This is a genomic window from Staphylococcus sp. 510 (genome assembly GCF_057219715.1).
Map to the genome: position 1 here is coordinate 90,993 of NZ_JBXVVK010000002.1, position 12,810 is coordinate 103,802.

Below are 12,810 nucleotides of genomic sequence, written 5' to 3' on the forward strand. Positions count from 1 at the left end.
ACTTGTATTATTTTAACTTGATTTCCTTTTTAGCAAGATTATCGTTGCTATAATCGTTAGGATCTTTAACCTTTAGTGTTACAGGTGTTTTAGTATCTTTTAATTTGTAGAATTTAACTGCTTTAACTTTACCGCCTTTATTAATTTCGTCAGTATCGTTATCGCCGTATTTTTTATCTAATTCACTATCGTAAGCATCCCCAGATCTTAATTCTCTTTTAACATCTTTAGAATCTTGGTAAGCTTCAAAGCTTAGATCGAATGCTGATGATGCCGTTACATCTTCTTTATCAGTTTTCTTTTTAACACCATAAACAATAGCAATATTTGGTTTGTCATCTTCTGCATATTTACTTGCATCAACGATTTCAGTATCTAAAATTTCAATGTCAAAATCTTTACTCGTTAATTTATCATTTTCGAATTTAGAGTCAGATTTCTTTTTATCATCGTCAGAAGAATCAACTTTAACAGAATCAGTTTTACCAGAATCTTTCTTGCTTTCAGATGATTTGTTTGATGAATCACTATCTGATGAGTCTTTAGAAGAATCATCTTTACCACCACATGCGGCTAATACTAGTACTGACGCAAATAGTAAAGCTGGTAATTTTTTCATAATTAAACCTCCCAATATTATAAAATGAATAGTGTGTAATGAAAATATTCACTTATTAATATTAAATGAATAATAAAATAATGAATATTTATGGTAATTAGTATAGCATTTAATTGTTGCTAAAGTAATACTTTATTTCAAAAAAAATTACGTTAAAATATGTTTATAGACTGAATGAATAAAAATAAAATAATTAGTTTTATTTTAAAATATAATAATCGTTATTTTGAATTTAAATACAGTAAATTCAATAGCGTTAAATTTAATTTTGGGTAATGTAATTGAGGCATTTCTAGATAAATATCTAGATTAAAAAGATCATTCGTTATGTTGATAATTTAATAAGCTTAATACATTTAGTTGATTGCTAGAATGGTTTAAAAAACTTGTAAATATCTAATTATGATTTATTAATTCAAGGAGGATAAATATGAAAAGGTTCGCATTAATACTGAGAATATTTGCTATTTTAGTTCTCGTTGAAATTATCATTTTTATAGGTGCATTGTGTACTCATTTATATTTCCAACATCAATATATACAGAAAGAAGAGAAACGGATTGAATTGTTTTTAAAATATAACTTTAAAAATATTAATAGTACAACAGTATATAAGAGTAATAGTGATTCACCGCTAGGAAGTTATCATATTATCGTTCGTATTAATGGGGAGAAAAATAAAGAATTAAATTATGATGGTGAATGCGGGAACTATAAACCAAAATTCAATGGAGAGGAGTATATTTTAAACGGTAATCTAAAAAAGAAGAAAGCAAATAGAAAGATAAAATTAGTAAAAGATATATTAAAAGAAAAAAATACCAATTCTGTTAATGATGCCTTAAAGAAATTAAAATCGGAAGGTGAACAACATGAAGAGAATAACTAAGAGGAAGACATTAATGCTTATTGCTATTCTATCAACAATAATGAGCAGTTTCGTTATATTGATAACTGTGGGGAATATACTATTTATATTTGGTTGGGGATTATTTCCATATTGGACGCCTATTGCATCTACAATTGTTGTCTTCGGCAGTTTTATATTATCTTTTTCACTAAAATATATTAAACATAAATATCTAAAGTTTTTCTTTTCAATACATATAATCGCTAATTTTCTATTATTTTTTGTAAATATAATGTCAATTTGCTCAGTACAATTAATTTAAGCAATTTAAAAATATGATTTTTTGAGGGGATAATATGAAAGATATTAAAAAGATAAATAAAATGTTTTTTTCGTTTGAGATTATTCCTTTTATTATGTTTGTTTTGTTAATGTTTGCACCGATGTTAGCAGAATTAATGAATAATCGCTTGCAGTACGGTTGGGATTTTAGTGATAAAGTTGCTTTATATTCTTATATTTCAATTATGAGTGTATATGTTATTACCATATTGTTAGAAATTATTTTTTATTTTAAAATACTGAAAAATTATCAATATGATCAAACAAATGTTGAATTAGCCAATAGAGTTAAAGTCACAAAGGTATTGTCAATTTTATATATGATTCCAGGTTTATATGCGATTCCATTTTATTTTAGATTTTTACATGTTCGCTCATTTAGAGAAAATAAAAAGTCGGGACAACCTGCTTATCATTTTTGGGAATGCTTTATAAAACCTGATAGAAAACCATTTGAGTTGAAAGACATTTTTACCAAAAACCGTTGATTAAGGAGTTAATAATGGAAAAACTAATTTTAGGTGTTTTAGTTATATTGATAAGTATATTGAATAGTGGTTGTAGTGATAATCAAGAGGAAAACAAATATCAAAGTAAAATAAATAAAATTATGGAAATTCAGCAAGAAACACATAAAGAAATGGTAAAAAAAGATGATGAATTCATACCAGAATTTGATAAAGATAAAGTAAACACATACGTATTTGATGAAGGTAAACTTATTATAATAAGTTATAAAGCATTCAAAAATAGTGGTAATCTGTTTTTTATACCTTATGTATTTAAAGATGACAAAATATACTATAAAGAGCATTTCGACGCAGAAACATATGTTAAAGAACATAAAGCTGATTATAAAGATATCAAAGTAAACTGAATTATAGGAGAGAGAAAATGGAAAAATTAATTAAAGTGACGTCTTTAATTGGCGTTATCATTCAAAGCTTTTTAACATTATTGTTTTTATTATTTTTAATTTTATCAGCTACAGGCATTATACAACCGGATTTAACTACAACAGTTAATGGAAAGGAAACAGTACAAAGTCCAGAAACAGCTCAAGCAACATTCGTTACGGTATTTGCCGTTTTATTTGTTATTTCTTTAGTTTCAGATTTATTAGGTATTTTCGCTATGAAAAAGTTATTTGTTAATAATAAAATGAGCGGTATTTTGCATATTATTGGAGCAGTGATCAGTGCTAATCTATTAACATTTATTGTTTGGTTAATCAGTGGTATTTCTATCTTAAGTTATAACAAAACGAGAAAAGAAGTGTCGTAGTATGAAATATACTTGGTGGATACTTTTAACAATTGAAGGTATTTTAAGTTTAATAAGTGTATATGGATTTATTCTATGTGTAGGTAGCTTTGGAATGGTAGCACTGAATGTTATGTGGTTATTTGTCTACACACCACATAAAAATTCAAAAGCACTTGAATCTGTATCAAAACCAACGATATATTTGTCAATCATTGGAACATACGCTTTCATAACGTTGATGTCCATTCTATATTACTTTGTAATGAAGACTGATTTTATGGAAATAGGTTTAAAATTATATGGAGAAACATTTAATATATTAGGATTACCATTATTTATCATTGGCATTGTTTTATTTACTATTGGTACATGGTTTGTATATAAAATACAACAATCACGATTAAGACAATAAAATGAATAGAATGTGAATTAGGACGTTACATAGCATAGGGATGGAGAGAGATGGAAATGAATTTACAAAAAAGATCAATAGAATCAATTCAACATTCACATTTAATAGGATTATCATTAGTGAATTTCATTATTTTTGCATTTTACTATTTTATATATGCAGGTCCAGGTATAAAAGGGAATATGCCTTTATATATGAAAATATATTTAATAGGGTCATTACTATTATGGTTGCTTCTTTATTTACAAGAACGCGAATATATTTTTAAAGATTATAATCGAAAAAATTATAAGTTCAGAGTTGCAATATATATGACCATCAATTTGCTTTCAGGGTACAACATTCCATTTTTAATTAGTTCTGCTTATGCTTTTTATTTTGCAGATTCTCGAGAAGATACTTTTACTTATTGGTTATTAATTTGCGGACTCATAATAGTTTCTGCTATAGGTCTATTCTTCTTTTGTTTAGGAGAATTTGAAATGTTTGGTATCCAAAGCGGTAGTTTTATTAGAATGTTTGGAATTCTAGTTATCTTATTATCTTTTGGACTATTGTTATATGTATCATTAATTGTTCCGGTTGATTCTGAAGAAAATAGAACGATTTGGATGGGGATGATAATGCTCTTTTGTAGTCATTTGTTAATTGGACGAACATATTTTTATCTTGGTCTGTTAGAATATGATATTAAGGAAGAAGGATTAAATTTATAGGTATTATAATTATTAAATTTTGAATTCTCAAAGCTTTAAAGGTTAAAAATAGAGTTTTTTAATTAATACATTAACCCTCATACAATAAGAACGCCAACTACCACAATAAATCATGGTAGTTGGCTTTTTTGATATTTAACAATAGTAATTAAGACAGATTTCTCAATGATATTGTGGCATGGGAATAAGTTATGCTATTTTATTTCATTCTATGATGATGTGACGTCACTGCTAAAGAAGTCGAATAGGTTTTTAGGTTGATCTGTGTTATCGACATTGCCTTCTAAGAAGTCTGAACCTGGCCCGTATGCGTATGTGTTAACGTCTTCGCCAGTATGACCGTATGTTGTCCAACCTGTTCTTGATTTGTCGTTAATAGGTTTTTGGATAGAGTCTTGTAGTTTGCCTTGTTGTTTTTCGATTTTTGGATCGTCTTCGTTTTTGGCTTTATCTTTTACATCTTTTAATTTATCTGCTTCGTCTTTGATTTTATCTATTTGTTTAGACTTCACGTCAAAGCCATATCCGTTCTTGATGACTTTTTCTAAATCTTTACCCTCTGCAATTTGTTCTGTCATATGTGCACCTGATTTGTTCATTTTATGAATAGCATCAGGATTCCATTTATATTCTTCCCCACTACCAATTGTCATACCACCAGTTGAATGGTCTGCCGTTGCGATAACTAAAGTATCATCACGATTTTCAGCGTATGACATTGCATTTTCAAATGCTTTGTTGAAACCGTCCATTTCTGACATGACACCTGTGACATCATTAGCGTGGGCTGTTTTATCGATTGAAGCACCTTCTACCATTAAGAAGAAGCCGTTATTATTTTTCTCAAGTTTATTTAATGCACTTTGTTGCATATCAGCTAACATCGGATTTTTCTTAGGTGCATCGATTTGTAGTGGCATGTTCTCTTCTGCAAATAGACCTAATACTTGGTCGCTTTTAGACTTAGCTAATTCATTTTTATTTGATACGACGTCATAACCGTCTTTTTTGAATTTTTTATCTAGGTTTCCATTTTCTTTACCAAAGTATTTAGAGCCACCACCAAGAAGTACATCTACTTTATGTTGGCCGTTGATTTTATCATTGTAAAATTGTTTAGCAATTTCATCTTTTTTATCACGGTCGTCAACATGTGCAGCATATGCAGCGGGTGTAGCGTCAGTAATTTCCGCAGTCGAAACTAATCCCGTAGACTTACCGCTTTCTTTTGCTTGTTCTAATACTGTTTTTTGAGCTTGTTTGTTATTATCTACACCGATAGCACCATTAAATGTTTTCTTACCAGTACTAAGTGCTGTACCAGCAGCTGCTGAGTCGGTAATATTTTCTTTATCATCATCGTTATGTACGCGCATTGTTCCTTTAAGATAGTTGTCGAAAGCTGTTTTATCCATCTCTTTAGTTTTAGGATTATCAGCGTAGTAACGGTAGGCTGTATTAAATGATGGTCCCATGCCATCCCCAATTAAGAAGATTACATTCTTAGGATTTTTAGTATTACCCATGGCAATGGCTTCGCTATTGTTAGCATTTTGACTATCTGGTGCTTGACCACCTGCTGAAGCTAGTATTGGATGACTTGTGCTAAATAAAGTCGTCGTTAAAATTGAACCTGCAATAGTCATCTTTCCCCATTTTGAATTTAAAAACATATAAGCGTTCCTCCCAATATTATATATAATTGTTACATTAATAGGATAAAATAATTAAATTGATTTGAAGTAATTAAGTTAATGTTTTGTAAATTCATATTAAATTCCAAGGATGTAAATATACATTTGTATTAATGCATCATTTTATATTTGATGATTTTATAAAGAATTTCAATCGTTATAAATATGATTAGATCAATAATATGGACTACTAACATTTAGTAAAGTATTGAAAATTAAACCAACCCAATTATTCGCGTTATCATTGGGTAAGCGTTATAATTCATTTGATTTAAATATAAATGTAGTTTGAGGTGTTTTATATCTCTTGCTGTAAGGAGGCTTTTTTATATGACTCAATCTAAACCAGTCATTGCTTTTGAAGAACATTTTGTTATAGAGGAGTTAGATTCTTTTAAAGATGAAGATCCTAATGGTCCACATGCGAAAGCGGTAGCACCTATCATGAACCGTTTGAAGAACTTAGGTGACAATCGTATTGCTGAAATGGATGAAGCGGGTGTGGCAAAACAAATAGTGTCTTTAACTGCACCTGGTACACAACAATTAGAGAGAGATGAGGCAATCCAACTGTCTACTAAGGCAAATAATTTACTTGGTGAAGCAGTTCAAAAGCATCCTGAAAGACTTGCTGGATTCGCAACGCTACCCACCATTGAGCCAGAATTAGCCGCACAAGAATTAGAGCGTACTGTGAATGAATTTGGATTTAAAGGCGCGATTATAAATGGCCATACATTAGGAGAATATTTAGATCATCCTAAATTTGAAATAATCTTTGAAAAGGCTGAACAATTAAATGTACCTATCTATTTACATCCAGCCATTCCGCCTGACAATGTGATCGATACGTATTACAAAGGTAATTATTCAAGTGATGTTGCAATGCAATTTGCTTCTGCTGGATGGGGTTGGCATATCGAAACAGCTATTCACTTAATTCGCATCGTGTTGAGTGGTACATTTGATAAATATCCCAATTTAAAAATAGTGACAGGACATATTGGGGAAGGTGTATTATACGCACTTCAAAGATTGGATACTTTAATTCCACCACAATTGTCTCATCTAAAGAAAAAAGTCAGTGATTATCTTAAAGAGAATATTTATTATTCAATTTCTGGTTATACTTATGCACCACCATTTATGCAAATGTATGAACAAGTAGGTGCTGATCATATTTTATATTCTAGTGACTATCCATATGTTTCTATGAAAGATACATTAGATTTTGTTGATCAATTAGATATCAGTGAGGAAGATAAAGATAAGATTTTATACAAAAATGCACAGCAATTATTTAATTTATAGAGGAGTATGATATTAATGGATAATCAATTAGAGCCACTTAATCCTAAAAACGTAGCATTTATAGCTGTAGATTTACAGAAAGATTTACCGATGACGTATCACCCCTATCCATACGCTACAATCACTGAAAATGCGGGTAAATTAGCACGTGCATTTGAACAAGCAGGTGCATTGAATGTCTTTTTCAAAGTTGGTACTACAGATGGTAAGGATATGTTAAATCCAATTGCCGATAGAAGTATGGTGGCTAAAGGAGCTGCTGATATTGGTGACCGTCAAAAATTTGATCAGTTAACACCTGAATTAGATTGTATTAAGCATGCACTCCGTATTACAAAACATCAATGGGGTAGCTTTTATGGTACGGAATTAGATTTACAATTAAGACGTCGCGGTATAGATACTATTGTCTTAAGTGGTGTTGCGACAGGTTTCGGTGTAGATACAACAGCTAGAGAAGCGTATCAACATGGGTATCATATTATTTTTGCTGAAGATGCGATGGGCGCATTGTCAGCACAAGAATATGAGTATGAAGTAAACTATATATTCCCATTCATGGGGCGTGTACGTAAAACAGACGATATTATTAACGCAGGTTGGTCAGAATAACGTCAGTCTAAAATAGAATAATAGAATCAAAACAAAAGTCATTTTTAGTTTTATAGCTAAAGATGGCTTTTATGTGTTTAGTGGAAAATGGCTATCGGGTAGTATGAATGAATAGATGATTCAAATACTAAGGAGAATGATTAATGAAACAAGCACAAGACTTAAAAAAGACATTATTTCAATTAGATGGTCAAAAGTACGGTGCTTATAAACGTATTAAAAATGTCTATGATTTTAATGACTTTCAATTAGCCATTGATCATATACAAGTGGATCCATATGCGCCGCCATCTAAAATAAGATTAATCATTGATAGAGATATTGTAGGGATACCAGATAAATATTTAGATTCTGAAGATAAGCGTGTAGCTGTTGCTGACTTTTTAACAAGAAATGTCGCACATGTATTGAAATCGTTAGTTTCTAAATCAAAGGGACAACACAAATTATTGATAGATCGTTGCGGTCAAGAAATGTTGAAAAGAACATCAGTAGTAATTAACAACAATAATATAGAGGTGCGTCTTGAGGTAGGTCTTCCAGCTGCAGGACGCAAAATATTAGGCAAAGCTGCAGCAACAACACTGACCGAACTATTACCTCAGCTTGTATCTCAGGCACTTAACTATCAACAAATTGATCAAGCATCTTTAAAACAACAGGTTGAATTAAAATTAAATCAAACTTATATTAGAGCGCAACTTGAGCAACAAGGACTTATCGCATTTGTAGCTAATGGTGCCATATTACCGAGGAAAAGTGGTATATCTGATGGACCAATGTCCAAGGCTAAATCATTTATAAGTCCTAAGTCATTTGAGACGACTATGCATGCGCCGTATGGTGAAGCGGTGAAAGGTATGGGAATACCTAAAGGCATTACCCTTATTGTGGGTGGTGGCTATCATGGTAAGTCAACATTATTACAAGCGTTAGAGAGAGGTGTCTATGACCATATTGCAGGTGATGGACGAGAATATGTTATTACCAACGACAGTGCCATGAAGATTCGCGCTGAAGACGGTCGTAGCGTTGAAAAAGTTAATATACAACCATTTATTGATCATCTACCAGGTAAAAAAGACACAAGTCAATTTTCAACAGATAATGCAAGTGGTAGTACATCACAAGCCACCAATGTGATGGAAGCACTTGAAGCACAATCCAAGGTGATGTTAATTGATGAAGATACTTCAGCTACGAATTTTATGATTCGTGATGGCCGTATGCAAAAGTTAATATCGCTCGAGAAAGAACCCATTACACCATTTTCAAATAAAGTGAAACCATTATATGATGACTATGATGTATCGACTATTTTAATTGTAGGTGGATCAGGCGATTACTTTGAAGTTGCTGATCAAGTACTGATGATGGATGAATATATACTCAAAGATGTCACTGAAGAAGCTAAGGCAATAGCGCATTCCACTGGATATGAACGAGATATGATTTCACAACAATCATTTGGTAACATCCCGTCAAGAGTACCACTTACGTCAAGTTTTACTAAAAAGGGTAAAGACGGTCGATTAAAAGCAAAAGGCCAACATGCAGTGATGTATGGTAAAGAAGCGATTGATATATCTGGATTAGAACAATTAGTAGATGATAGTCAGACTAATTGTTTGGCAATGATGTTAGATTATATGCAACGTCATAAGGTGAATAACGAGCAGACGATTGTAGAGATAATCGATGCAGTTTATCAATTGATTGACGAACAAGGGTTAGAAGCTATGTCACATCATCATGGTCATCCAGGTAATTTAGCCTTACCACGTAAACAAGAATTGATAGGTACGTTGAATCGCTATAGAGGGTTGCGTATCAAATAGATAATATAAAAATAAGACAATGCGCATGTGTCTAGAAGTACGTGAAGTACTTAGATAACATGCGCATTAATGTATGATAGAAGTTATTTAATAAAAGGTTTGTTGTCATTATATTCTGCTTCAGTCATCAATCTACTTTTTCGTTGGATACCGTAATCTTCTTTGAAACAGTGCTCTCCTACTTTTAAATAGGGTACTACAGTTGCTCTGAATTTTACTTTTTTATAAAGAAGTGAAAAACCAATGTCATAATATTTTTGCCTCTCAAACAACCATATATGGTCAATCATAGCGCCATTAATTTGGACATCTTTGACATTGCGCAAATATGGAATATCGCGATTCAATTTATTTTTATAGCCCACATATTCAACTCTACCAGTGACTACGACATTTTTATTACGAAATGGTCTTAATTGTTCCCTAATCATCTATGTTCCCCTTAAAATATCACTTATTAATGAAATAATATCACAAAATTATAAAAAGTGATCAAATATCATTTGGTATAAATAAAAAAGTAGTGCTATTGAAGTGATTTGTGCTATTGATTACATTTGATGTTGTAGGGAATATTAAATTAATTAAAAAAACCTTCATCGGATAAGTTGATGAAGGTCAGTGCGTTGTTATTTTCGAATTAAAGCTAGAATACCAGCAACTAAAATTAAAATACCTGATAAGATACCAAAGAAACCGATAAAGATGAAGTTTAAAAGGCCACCAATAACTAATAAAACACCCATTAAAACTCTTTTCTTATTGATGATACAACTTAAGATTAAAGTGATAATACATGTAAGGATGACAGCGACACCTAGTCCGAAAACTTGTCCGCTATCTGAAGCTTCAAATTCATTACCGATACTACCCACCATAATCGCAAATAATCCACCAAGCATACCGAAAATACTTCCCATAATACCTAGAATCATTTCCGCTACTCGGTTTGTTGGTCTTTCAAACTGATAATTATCCGTTATGTCACCTCGTTATTTTTCATAACTTAAATATATACTATTAAAAAAATTAAATAAATAGTTTTGTAACAATCTTTTAAATATTAAATACTTAATTTTAACAAAAACATTCAAATCACAAAAAGAAGTTGGACGCATTTTAATAATGTGTCTAACTTTATTTGAAAAACGATTCGTTTTAACTATGATTGTCTTTAAACGCTCTAACAAAATAATAAATACTAATACATGCGATAATAAGAAATGGAATAAATACAGATAAACTAAAACCATGGATGATATTCCAAACAATCATGACAATTGCTAATAAACAGACAACCACACACGCTAACATTTCAATTTTACGTAGCATGATGTATAACCTCCAATGTATTTAAAACATGGTATTGTAAATATATAATGATTCTAATAGTTTAATTATAAAGTAATTTATAATGTTGTTAAAATAATTAAATATGAAAGATTACTCATTAAAAAGTTATAAAGAAAAGGTAGGTCTTAATATGTCATATAACGCATTAATCGTTGAAGATGATATAGATATAGCACATATTTTATCTTTAACTCTTACAAAGATGACGGTACATACAACTATTAATTATTCAGGTCAAGAAGCGCTTCAAACATTAAAAAATAATCAATTTGATTTAGTGATTTTAGATTTGATGTTACCAGAATTAAGTGGTGAAGAATTGCTCCCATATATAAAAGAAAATACATATAGCAAAGTTATAGTTATATCTGCTAAGACTGATGTAGAAGAAAAAGTAAAACTATTAGATTTAGGTGCAGATGATTATATGACTAAGCCATTCGATGCTAAAGAAGTAACAGCTCGTGTTTCAGTTCAACTGAGAAATTTAGATAACAAACCTCAAATGGAGCAACTTAAATGGAAAAATCTTACTTTGGACATTAGTAAGTATCAAATGTTCTATAAAGATACTGAAATTAATTTAACTAATTCAGAGGTCGAGATTATGAAGTTGTTAATGCAATATCCTGAGAAGGCATTTTCAAAGCAAAAGATTTATGAATCCATACAAGGTATTTATTTAGGTGATGACAATACCATCAATGTACATATATCTAATATTAGAAAGAAGATAGCGCTGCATACAACTGAAACATATATACAAACAGTGTGGGGGATTGGGTTTATGTTGATCTAAAATCTTTATGATTTCTTTATATTTTACTTAAAGGAACTTAAGGAATATTTCGTTATGTTAAGTGTAAGAATAGCGAAGGAGATGATTAAATGAATCCAGTCTTACAAACAAAGCAATTATCTAAAAAGTTTAAACATGACTATGGGTTACAACCTACCGATTTCAATCTTTATGAAGGAGAAATATGCGCGATTATCGGACGAAATGGCGCAGGTAAATCGACGTTATTTAAATTAATTGCGAATCAAATTCATCCTACGAGTGGTAGTATCAAATTGTTTGGAGAAGATGGCTATAATATTAATAATCAGGGGCGAAAAAGAGTAGGATTTATGATTGAAACACCAGAATTTATATCTAATTTTACTGCTTATCAAAATCTATACTATTTTAGTATTCAACGTGGTGTTACGAACAATGAAAAAATAGAAGAAGTATTAACGCTAGTGGGTTTGAAGAATATCACTAAAAAGGTAAAGCAATATTCATTAGGAATGAAGCAAAGGCTTGGTATAGCTTTGGCTTTATTGACAGGGCCAGATATATTAGTACTAGATGAACCGATTAATGGATTAGATGCACAAGGTATTAAACGTTTTCGAGATTTAATTTTAAAATTAAACGAAGAGAATGGAATTACAATATTAATATCTAGCCATATTTTAAATGAACTACAACAGCTTGCGTATCGATTTGTATTCATTGAAAAGGGTGAAATTATTGAAGATATAAGCAAAGAACAAATGCTCAGTAAAGGGAAGCGTCAATTGATAATAAAAGTTGATAAACCTGAAAGCGCAGTAAGAATATTAGAAGAACATATTGAAAATATTAAATATAAAGTATTGCATAATAAAGAAATTGTTATAGAACCACCCAATATAGAAAGTAGTGATATTAATCAGTTACTACTTAATAATAATATCGCAGTTGAAGAATTCAAGATTGAAACAACGAATTTGGAAGATTATTTCTTGAATAAGGGAGTGGAAAAATAG

At 30.7% G+C, this 12,810-nt stretch carries 16 protein-coding genes; 11 read left to right on the forward strand and 5 right to left on the reverse strand.

Going from position 1 to position 12,810, the window contains the following annotated elements:
• Nucleotides 1-7: 7 nt before the first annotated feature.
• Nucleotides 8-619: a DUF5067 domain-containing protein gene (locus AC2D8K_RS02335; protein ID WP_124228047.1), complete on the reverse strand. Its 612-nt coding sequence runs from the start codon at nt 617-619 to the stop codon at nt 8-10.
• A 430-nt stretch (nt 620-1,049) separates the two neighbouring features.
• Here AC2D8K_RS02335 and AC2D8K_RS02340 point away from each other — a divergent pair, with 430 nt between their 5' ends.
• From AC2D8K_RS02340 to AC2D8K_RS02365, 6 genes are all read left to right on the forward strand, one after another.
• The gene (locus AC2D8K_RS02340; RefSeq protein ID WP_124228048.1) at nt 1,050-1,508 is read left to right on the forward strand and encodes a DUF1433 domain-containing protein; all 459 of its coding nucleotides are present in this window, start codon (nt 1,050-1,052) and stop codon (nt 1,506-1,508) included.
• A 317-nt stretch (nt 1,509-1,825) separates the two neighbouring features.
• A complete protein-coding gene (locus tag AC2D8K_RS02345; protein WP_124228049.1) occupies nt 1,826-2,299 on the forward strand; it encodes a DUF5083 family protein in 474 nt (157 codons plus the stop codon).
• Between the two features lie 14 nt (nt 2,300-2,313).
• Nucleotides 2,314-2,688 (forward strand): cystatin-like fold lipoprotein, encoded by a 375-nt coding sequence (locus tag AC2D8K_RS02350; RefSeq protein ID WP_002451416.1) that lies wholly within the window; start codon nt 2,314-2,316, stop codon nt 2,686-2,688.
• A gap of 17 nt (nt 2,689-2,705) precedes the next feature.
• Nucleotides 2,706-3,095 carry a DUF4064 domain-containing protein gene (locus AC2D8K_RS02355; protein WP_124228050.1) on the forward strand — a complete coding sequence of 130 codons (390 nt, stop codon included), beginning with the start codon at nt 2,706-2,708 and terminating at the stop codon, nt 3,093-3,095.
• A gap of 1 nt (nt 3,096) precedes the next feature.
• Nucleotides 3,097-3,489, forward strand: a complete 393-nt coding sequence (locus AC2D8K_RS02360; protein ID WP_484697938.1) for a DUF5084 family protein — start codon at nt 3,097-3,099, stop codon at nt 3,487-3,489.
• Nucleotides 3,490-3,539: 50 nt separating this feature from the next.
• The gene (locus tag AC2D8K_RS02365; protein WP_124228052.1) at nt 3,540-4,205 is read left to right on the forward strand and encodes a DUF5079 family protein; all 666 of its coding nucleotides are present in this window, start codon (nt 3,540-3,542) and stop codon (nt 4,203-4,205) included.
• A gap of 209 nt (nt 4,206-4,414) precedes the next feature.
• Here AC2D8K_RS02365 and AC2D8K_RS02370 read toward each other — a convergent pair whose 3' ends face one another.
• Nucleotides 4,415-5,878, reverse strand: a complete 1,464-nt coding sequence (locus AC2D8K_RS02370) for an alkaline phosphatase (protein WP_124228053.1) — start codon at nt 5,876-5,878, stop codon at nt 4,415-4,417.
• 351 nt (nt 5,879-6,229) lie between these two features.
• Between AC2D8K_RS02370 and AC2D8K_RS02375 the strand changes: the two genes are divergently transcribed.
• From AC2D8K_RS02375 to AC2D8K_RS02385, 3 genes are all read left to right on the forward strand, one after another.
• Nucleotides 6,230-7,210, forward strand: coding sequence for an amidohydrolase family protein (locus AC2D8K_RS02375; protein ID WP_124228054.1), 981 nt, complete (start codon nt 6,230-6,232; stop codon nt 7,208-7,210).
• Between the two features lie 15 nt (nt 7,211-7,225).
• Complete coding sequence (locus AC2D8K_RS02380) at nt 7,226-7,822, forward strand: isochorismatase family protein (RefSeq protein WP_124228055.1); 597 nt, start codon at nt 7,226-7,228, stop codon at nt 7,820-7,822.
• Nucleotides 7,823-7,965: 143 nt separating this feature from the next.
• On the forward strand, nt 7,966-9,660 hold the full coding sequence (locus AC2D8K_RS02385; RefSeq protein WP_124228056.1) for an ABC-ATPase domain-containing protein: 1,695 nt from the start codon (nt 7,966-7,968) through the stop codon (nt 9,658-9,660).
• An 83-nt stretch (nt 9,661-9,743) separates the two neighbouring features.
• Here AC2D8K_RS02385 and AC2D8K_RS02390 read toward each other — a convergent pair whose 3' ends face one another.
• From AC2D8K_RS02390 to AC2D8K_RS02400, 3 genes are all read right to left on the reverse strand, one after another.
• Nucleotides 9,744-10,091: a hypothetical protein gene (locus AC2D8K_RS02390; RefSeq protein WP_124228057.1), complete on the reverse strand. Its 348-nt coding sequence runs from the start codon at nt 10,089-10,091 to the stop codon at nt 9,744-9,746.
• A 198-nt stretch (nt 10,092-10,289) separates the two neighbouring features.
• Nucleotides 10,290-10,643, reverse strand: coding sequence for a DUF4064 domain-containing protein (locus AC2D8K_RS02395; RefSeq protein ID WP_484697984.1), 354 nt, complete (start codon nt 10,641-10,643; stop codon nt 10,290-10,292).
• Nucleotides 10,644-10,818: 175 nt separating this feature from the next.
• On the reverse strand, nt 10,819-10,992 hold the full coding sequence (locus AC2D8K_RS02400) for a hypothetical protein (RefSeq protein WP_185291338.1): 174 nt from the start codon (nt 10,990-10,992) through the stop codon (nt 10,819-10,821).
• Nucleotides 10,993-11,143: 151 nt separating this feature from the next.
• Here AC2D8K_RS02400 and AC2D8K_RS02405 point away from each other — a divergent pair, with 151 nt between their 5' ends.
• Together AC2D8K_RS02405 and AC2D8K_RS02410 are read left to right on the forward strand one after the other, a co-directional pair.
• Complete coding sequence (locus tag AC2D8K_RS02405; RefSeq protein WP_124228058.1) at nt 11,144-11,812, forward strand: response regulator transcription factor; 669 nt, start codon at nt 11,144-11,146, stop codon at nt 11,810-11,812.
• 89 nt (nt 11,813-11,901) lie between these two features.
• Nucleotides 11,902-12,810, forward strand: a complete 909-nt coding sequence (locus tag AC2D8K_RS02410) for an ABC transporter ATP-binding protein (RefSeq protein ID WP_049425580.1) — start codon at nt 11,902-11,904, stop codon at nt 12,808-12,810.

Excerpts from the sequence above, each read along its gene's own strand:
- AC2D8K_RS02335 (WP_124228047.1), bottom strand. The coding sequence starts at position 619 with ATGAAAAAATTACCAGCTTTACTATTTGCGTCAGTACTAGTATTAGCC.
- AC2D8K_RS02340 (WP_124228048.1), top strand. The coding sequence starts at position 1,050 with ATGAAAAGGTTCGCATTAATACTGAGAATATTTGCTATTTTAGTTCTC.
- AC2D8K_RS02345 (WP_124228049.1), top strand. The coding sequence starts at position 1,826 with ATGAAAGATATTAAAAAGATAAATAAAATGTTTTTTTCGTTTGAGATT.
- AC2D8K_RS02350 (WP_002451416.1), top strand. The coding sequence starts at position 2,314 with ATGGAAAAACTAATTTTAGGTGTTTTAGTTATATTGATAAGTATATTG.
- AC2D8K_RS02355 (WP_124228050.1), top strand. The coding sequence starts at position 2,706 with ATGGAAAAATTAATTAAAGTGACGTCTTTAATTGGCGTTATCATTCAA.
- AC2D8K_RS02360 (WP_484697938.1), top strand. The coding sequence starts at position 3,097 with ATGAAATATACTTGGTGGATACTTTTAACAATTGAAGGTATTTTAAGT.
- AC2D8K_RS02365 (WP_124228052.1), top strand. The coding sequence starts at position 3,540 with ATGGAAATGAATTTACAAAAAAGATCAATAGAATCAATTCAACATTCA.
- AC2D8K_RS02370 (WP_124228053.1), bottom strand. The coding sequence starts at position 5,878 with ATGTTTTTAAATTCAAAATGGGGAAAGATGACTATTGCAGGTTCAATT.
- AC2D8K_RS02375 (WP_124228054.1), top strand. The coding sequence starts at position 6,230 with ATGACTCAATCTAAACCAGTCATTGCTTTTGAAGAACATTTTGTTATA.
- AC2D8K_RS02380 (WP_124228055.1), top strand. The coding sequence starts at position 7,226 with ATGGATAATCAATTAGAGCCACTTAATCCTAAAAACGTAGCATTTATA.
- AC2D8K_RS02385 (WP_124228056.1), top strand. The coding sequence starts at position 7,966 with ATGAAACAAGCACAAGACTTAAAAAAGACATTATTTCAATTAGATGGT.
- AC2D8K_RS02390 (WP_124228057.1), bottom strand. The coding sequence starts at position 10,091 with ATGATTAGGGAACAATTAAGACCATTTCGTAATAAAAATGTCGTAGTC.
- AC2D8K_RS02400 (WP_185291338.1), bottom strand. The coding sequence starts at position 10,992 with ATGCTACGTAAAATTGAAATGTTAGCGTGTGTGGTTGTCTGTTTATTA.
- AC2D8K_RS02405 (WP_124228058.1), top strand. The coding sequence starts at position 11,144 with ATGTCATATAACGCATTAATCGTTGAAGATGATATAGATATAGCACAT.
- AC2D8K_RS02410 (WP_049425580.1), top strand. The coding sequence starts at position 11,902 with ATGAATCCAGTCTTACAAACAAAGCAATTATCTAAAAAGTTTAAACAT.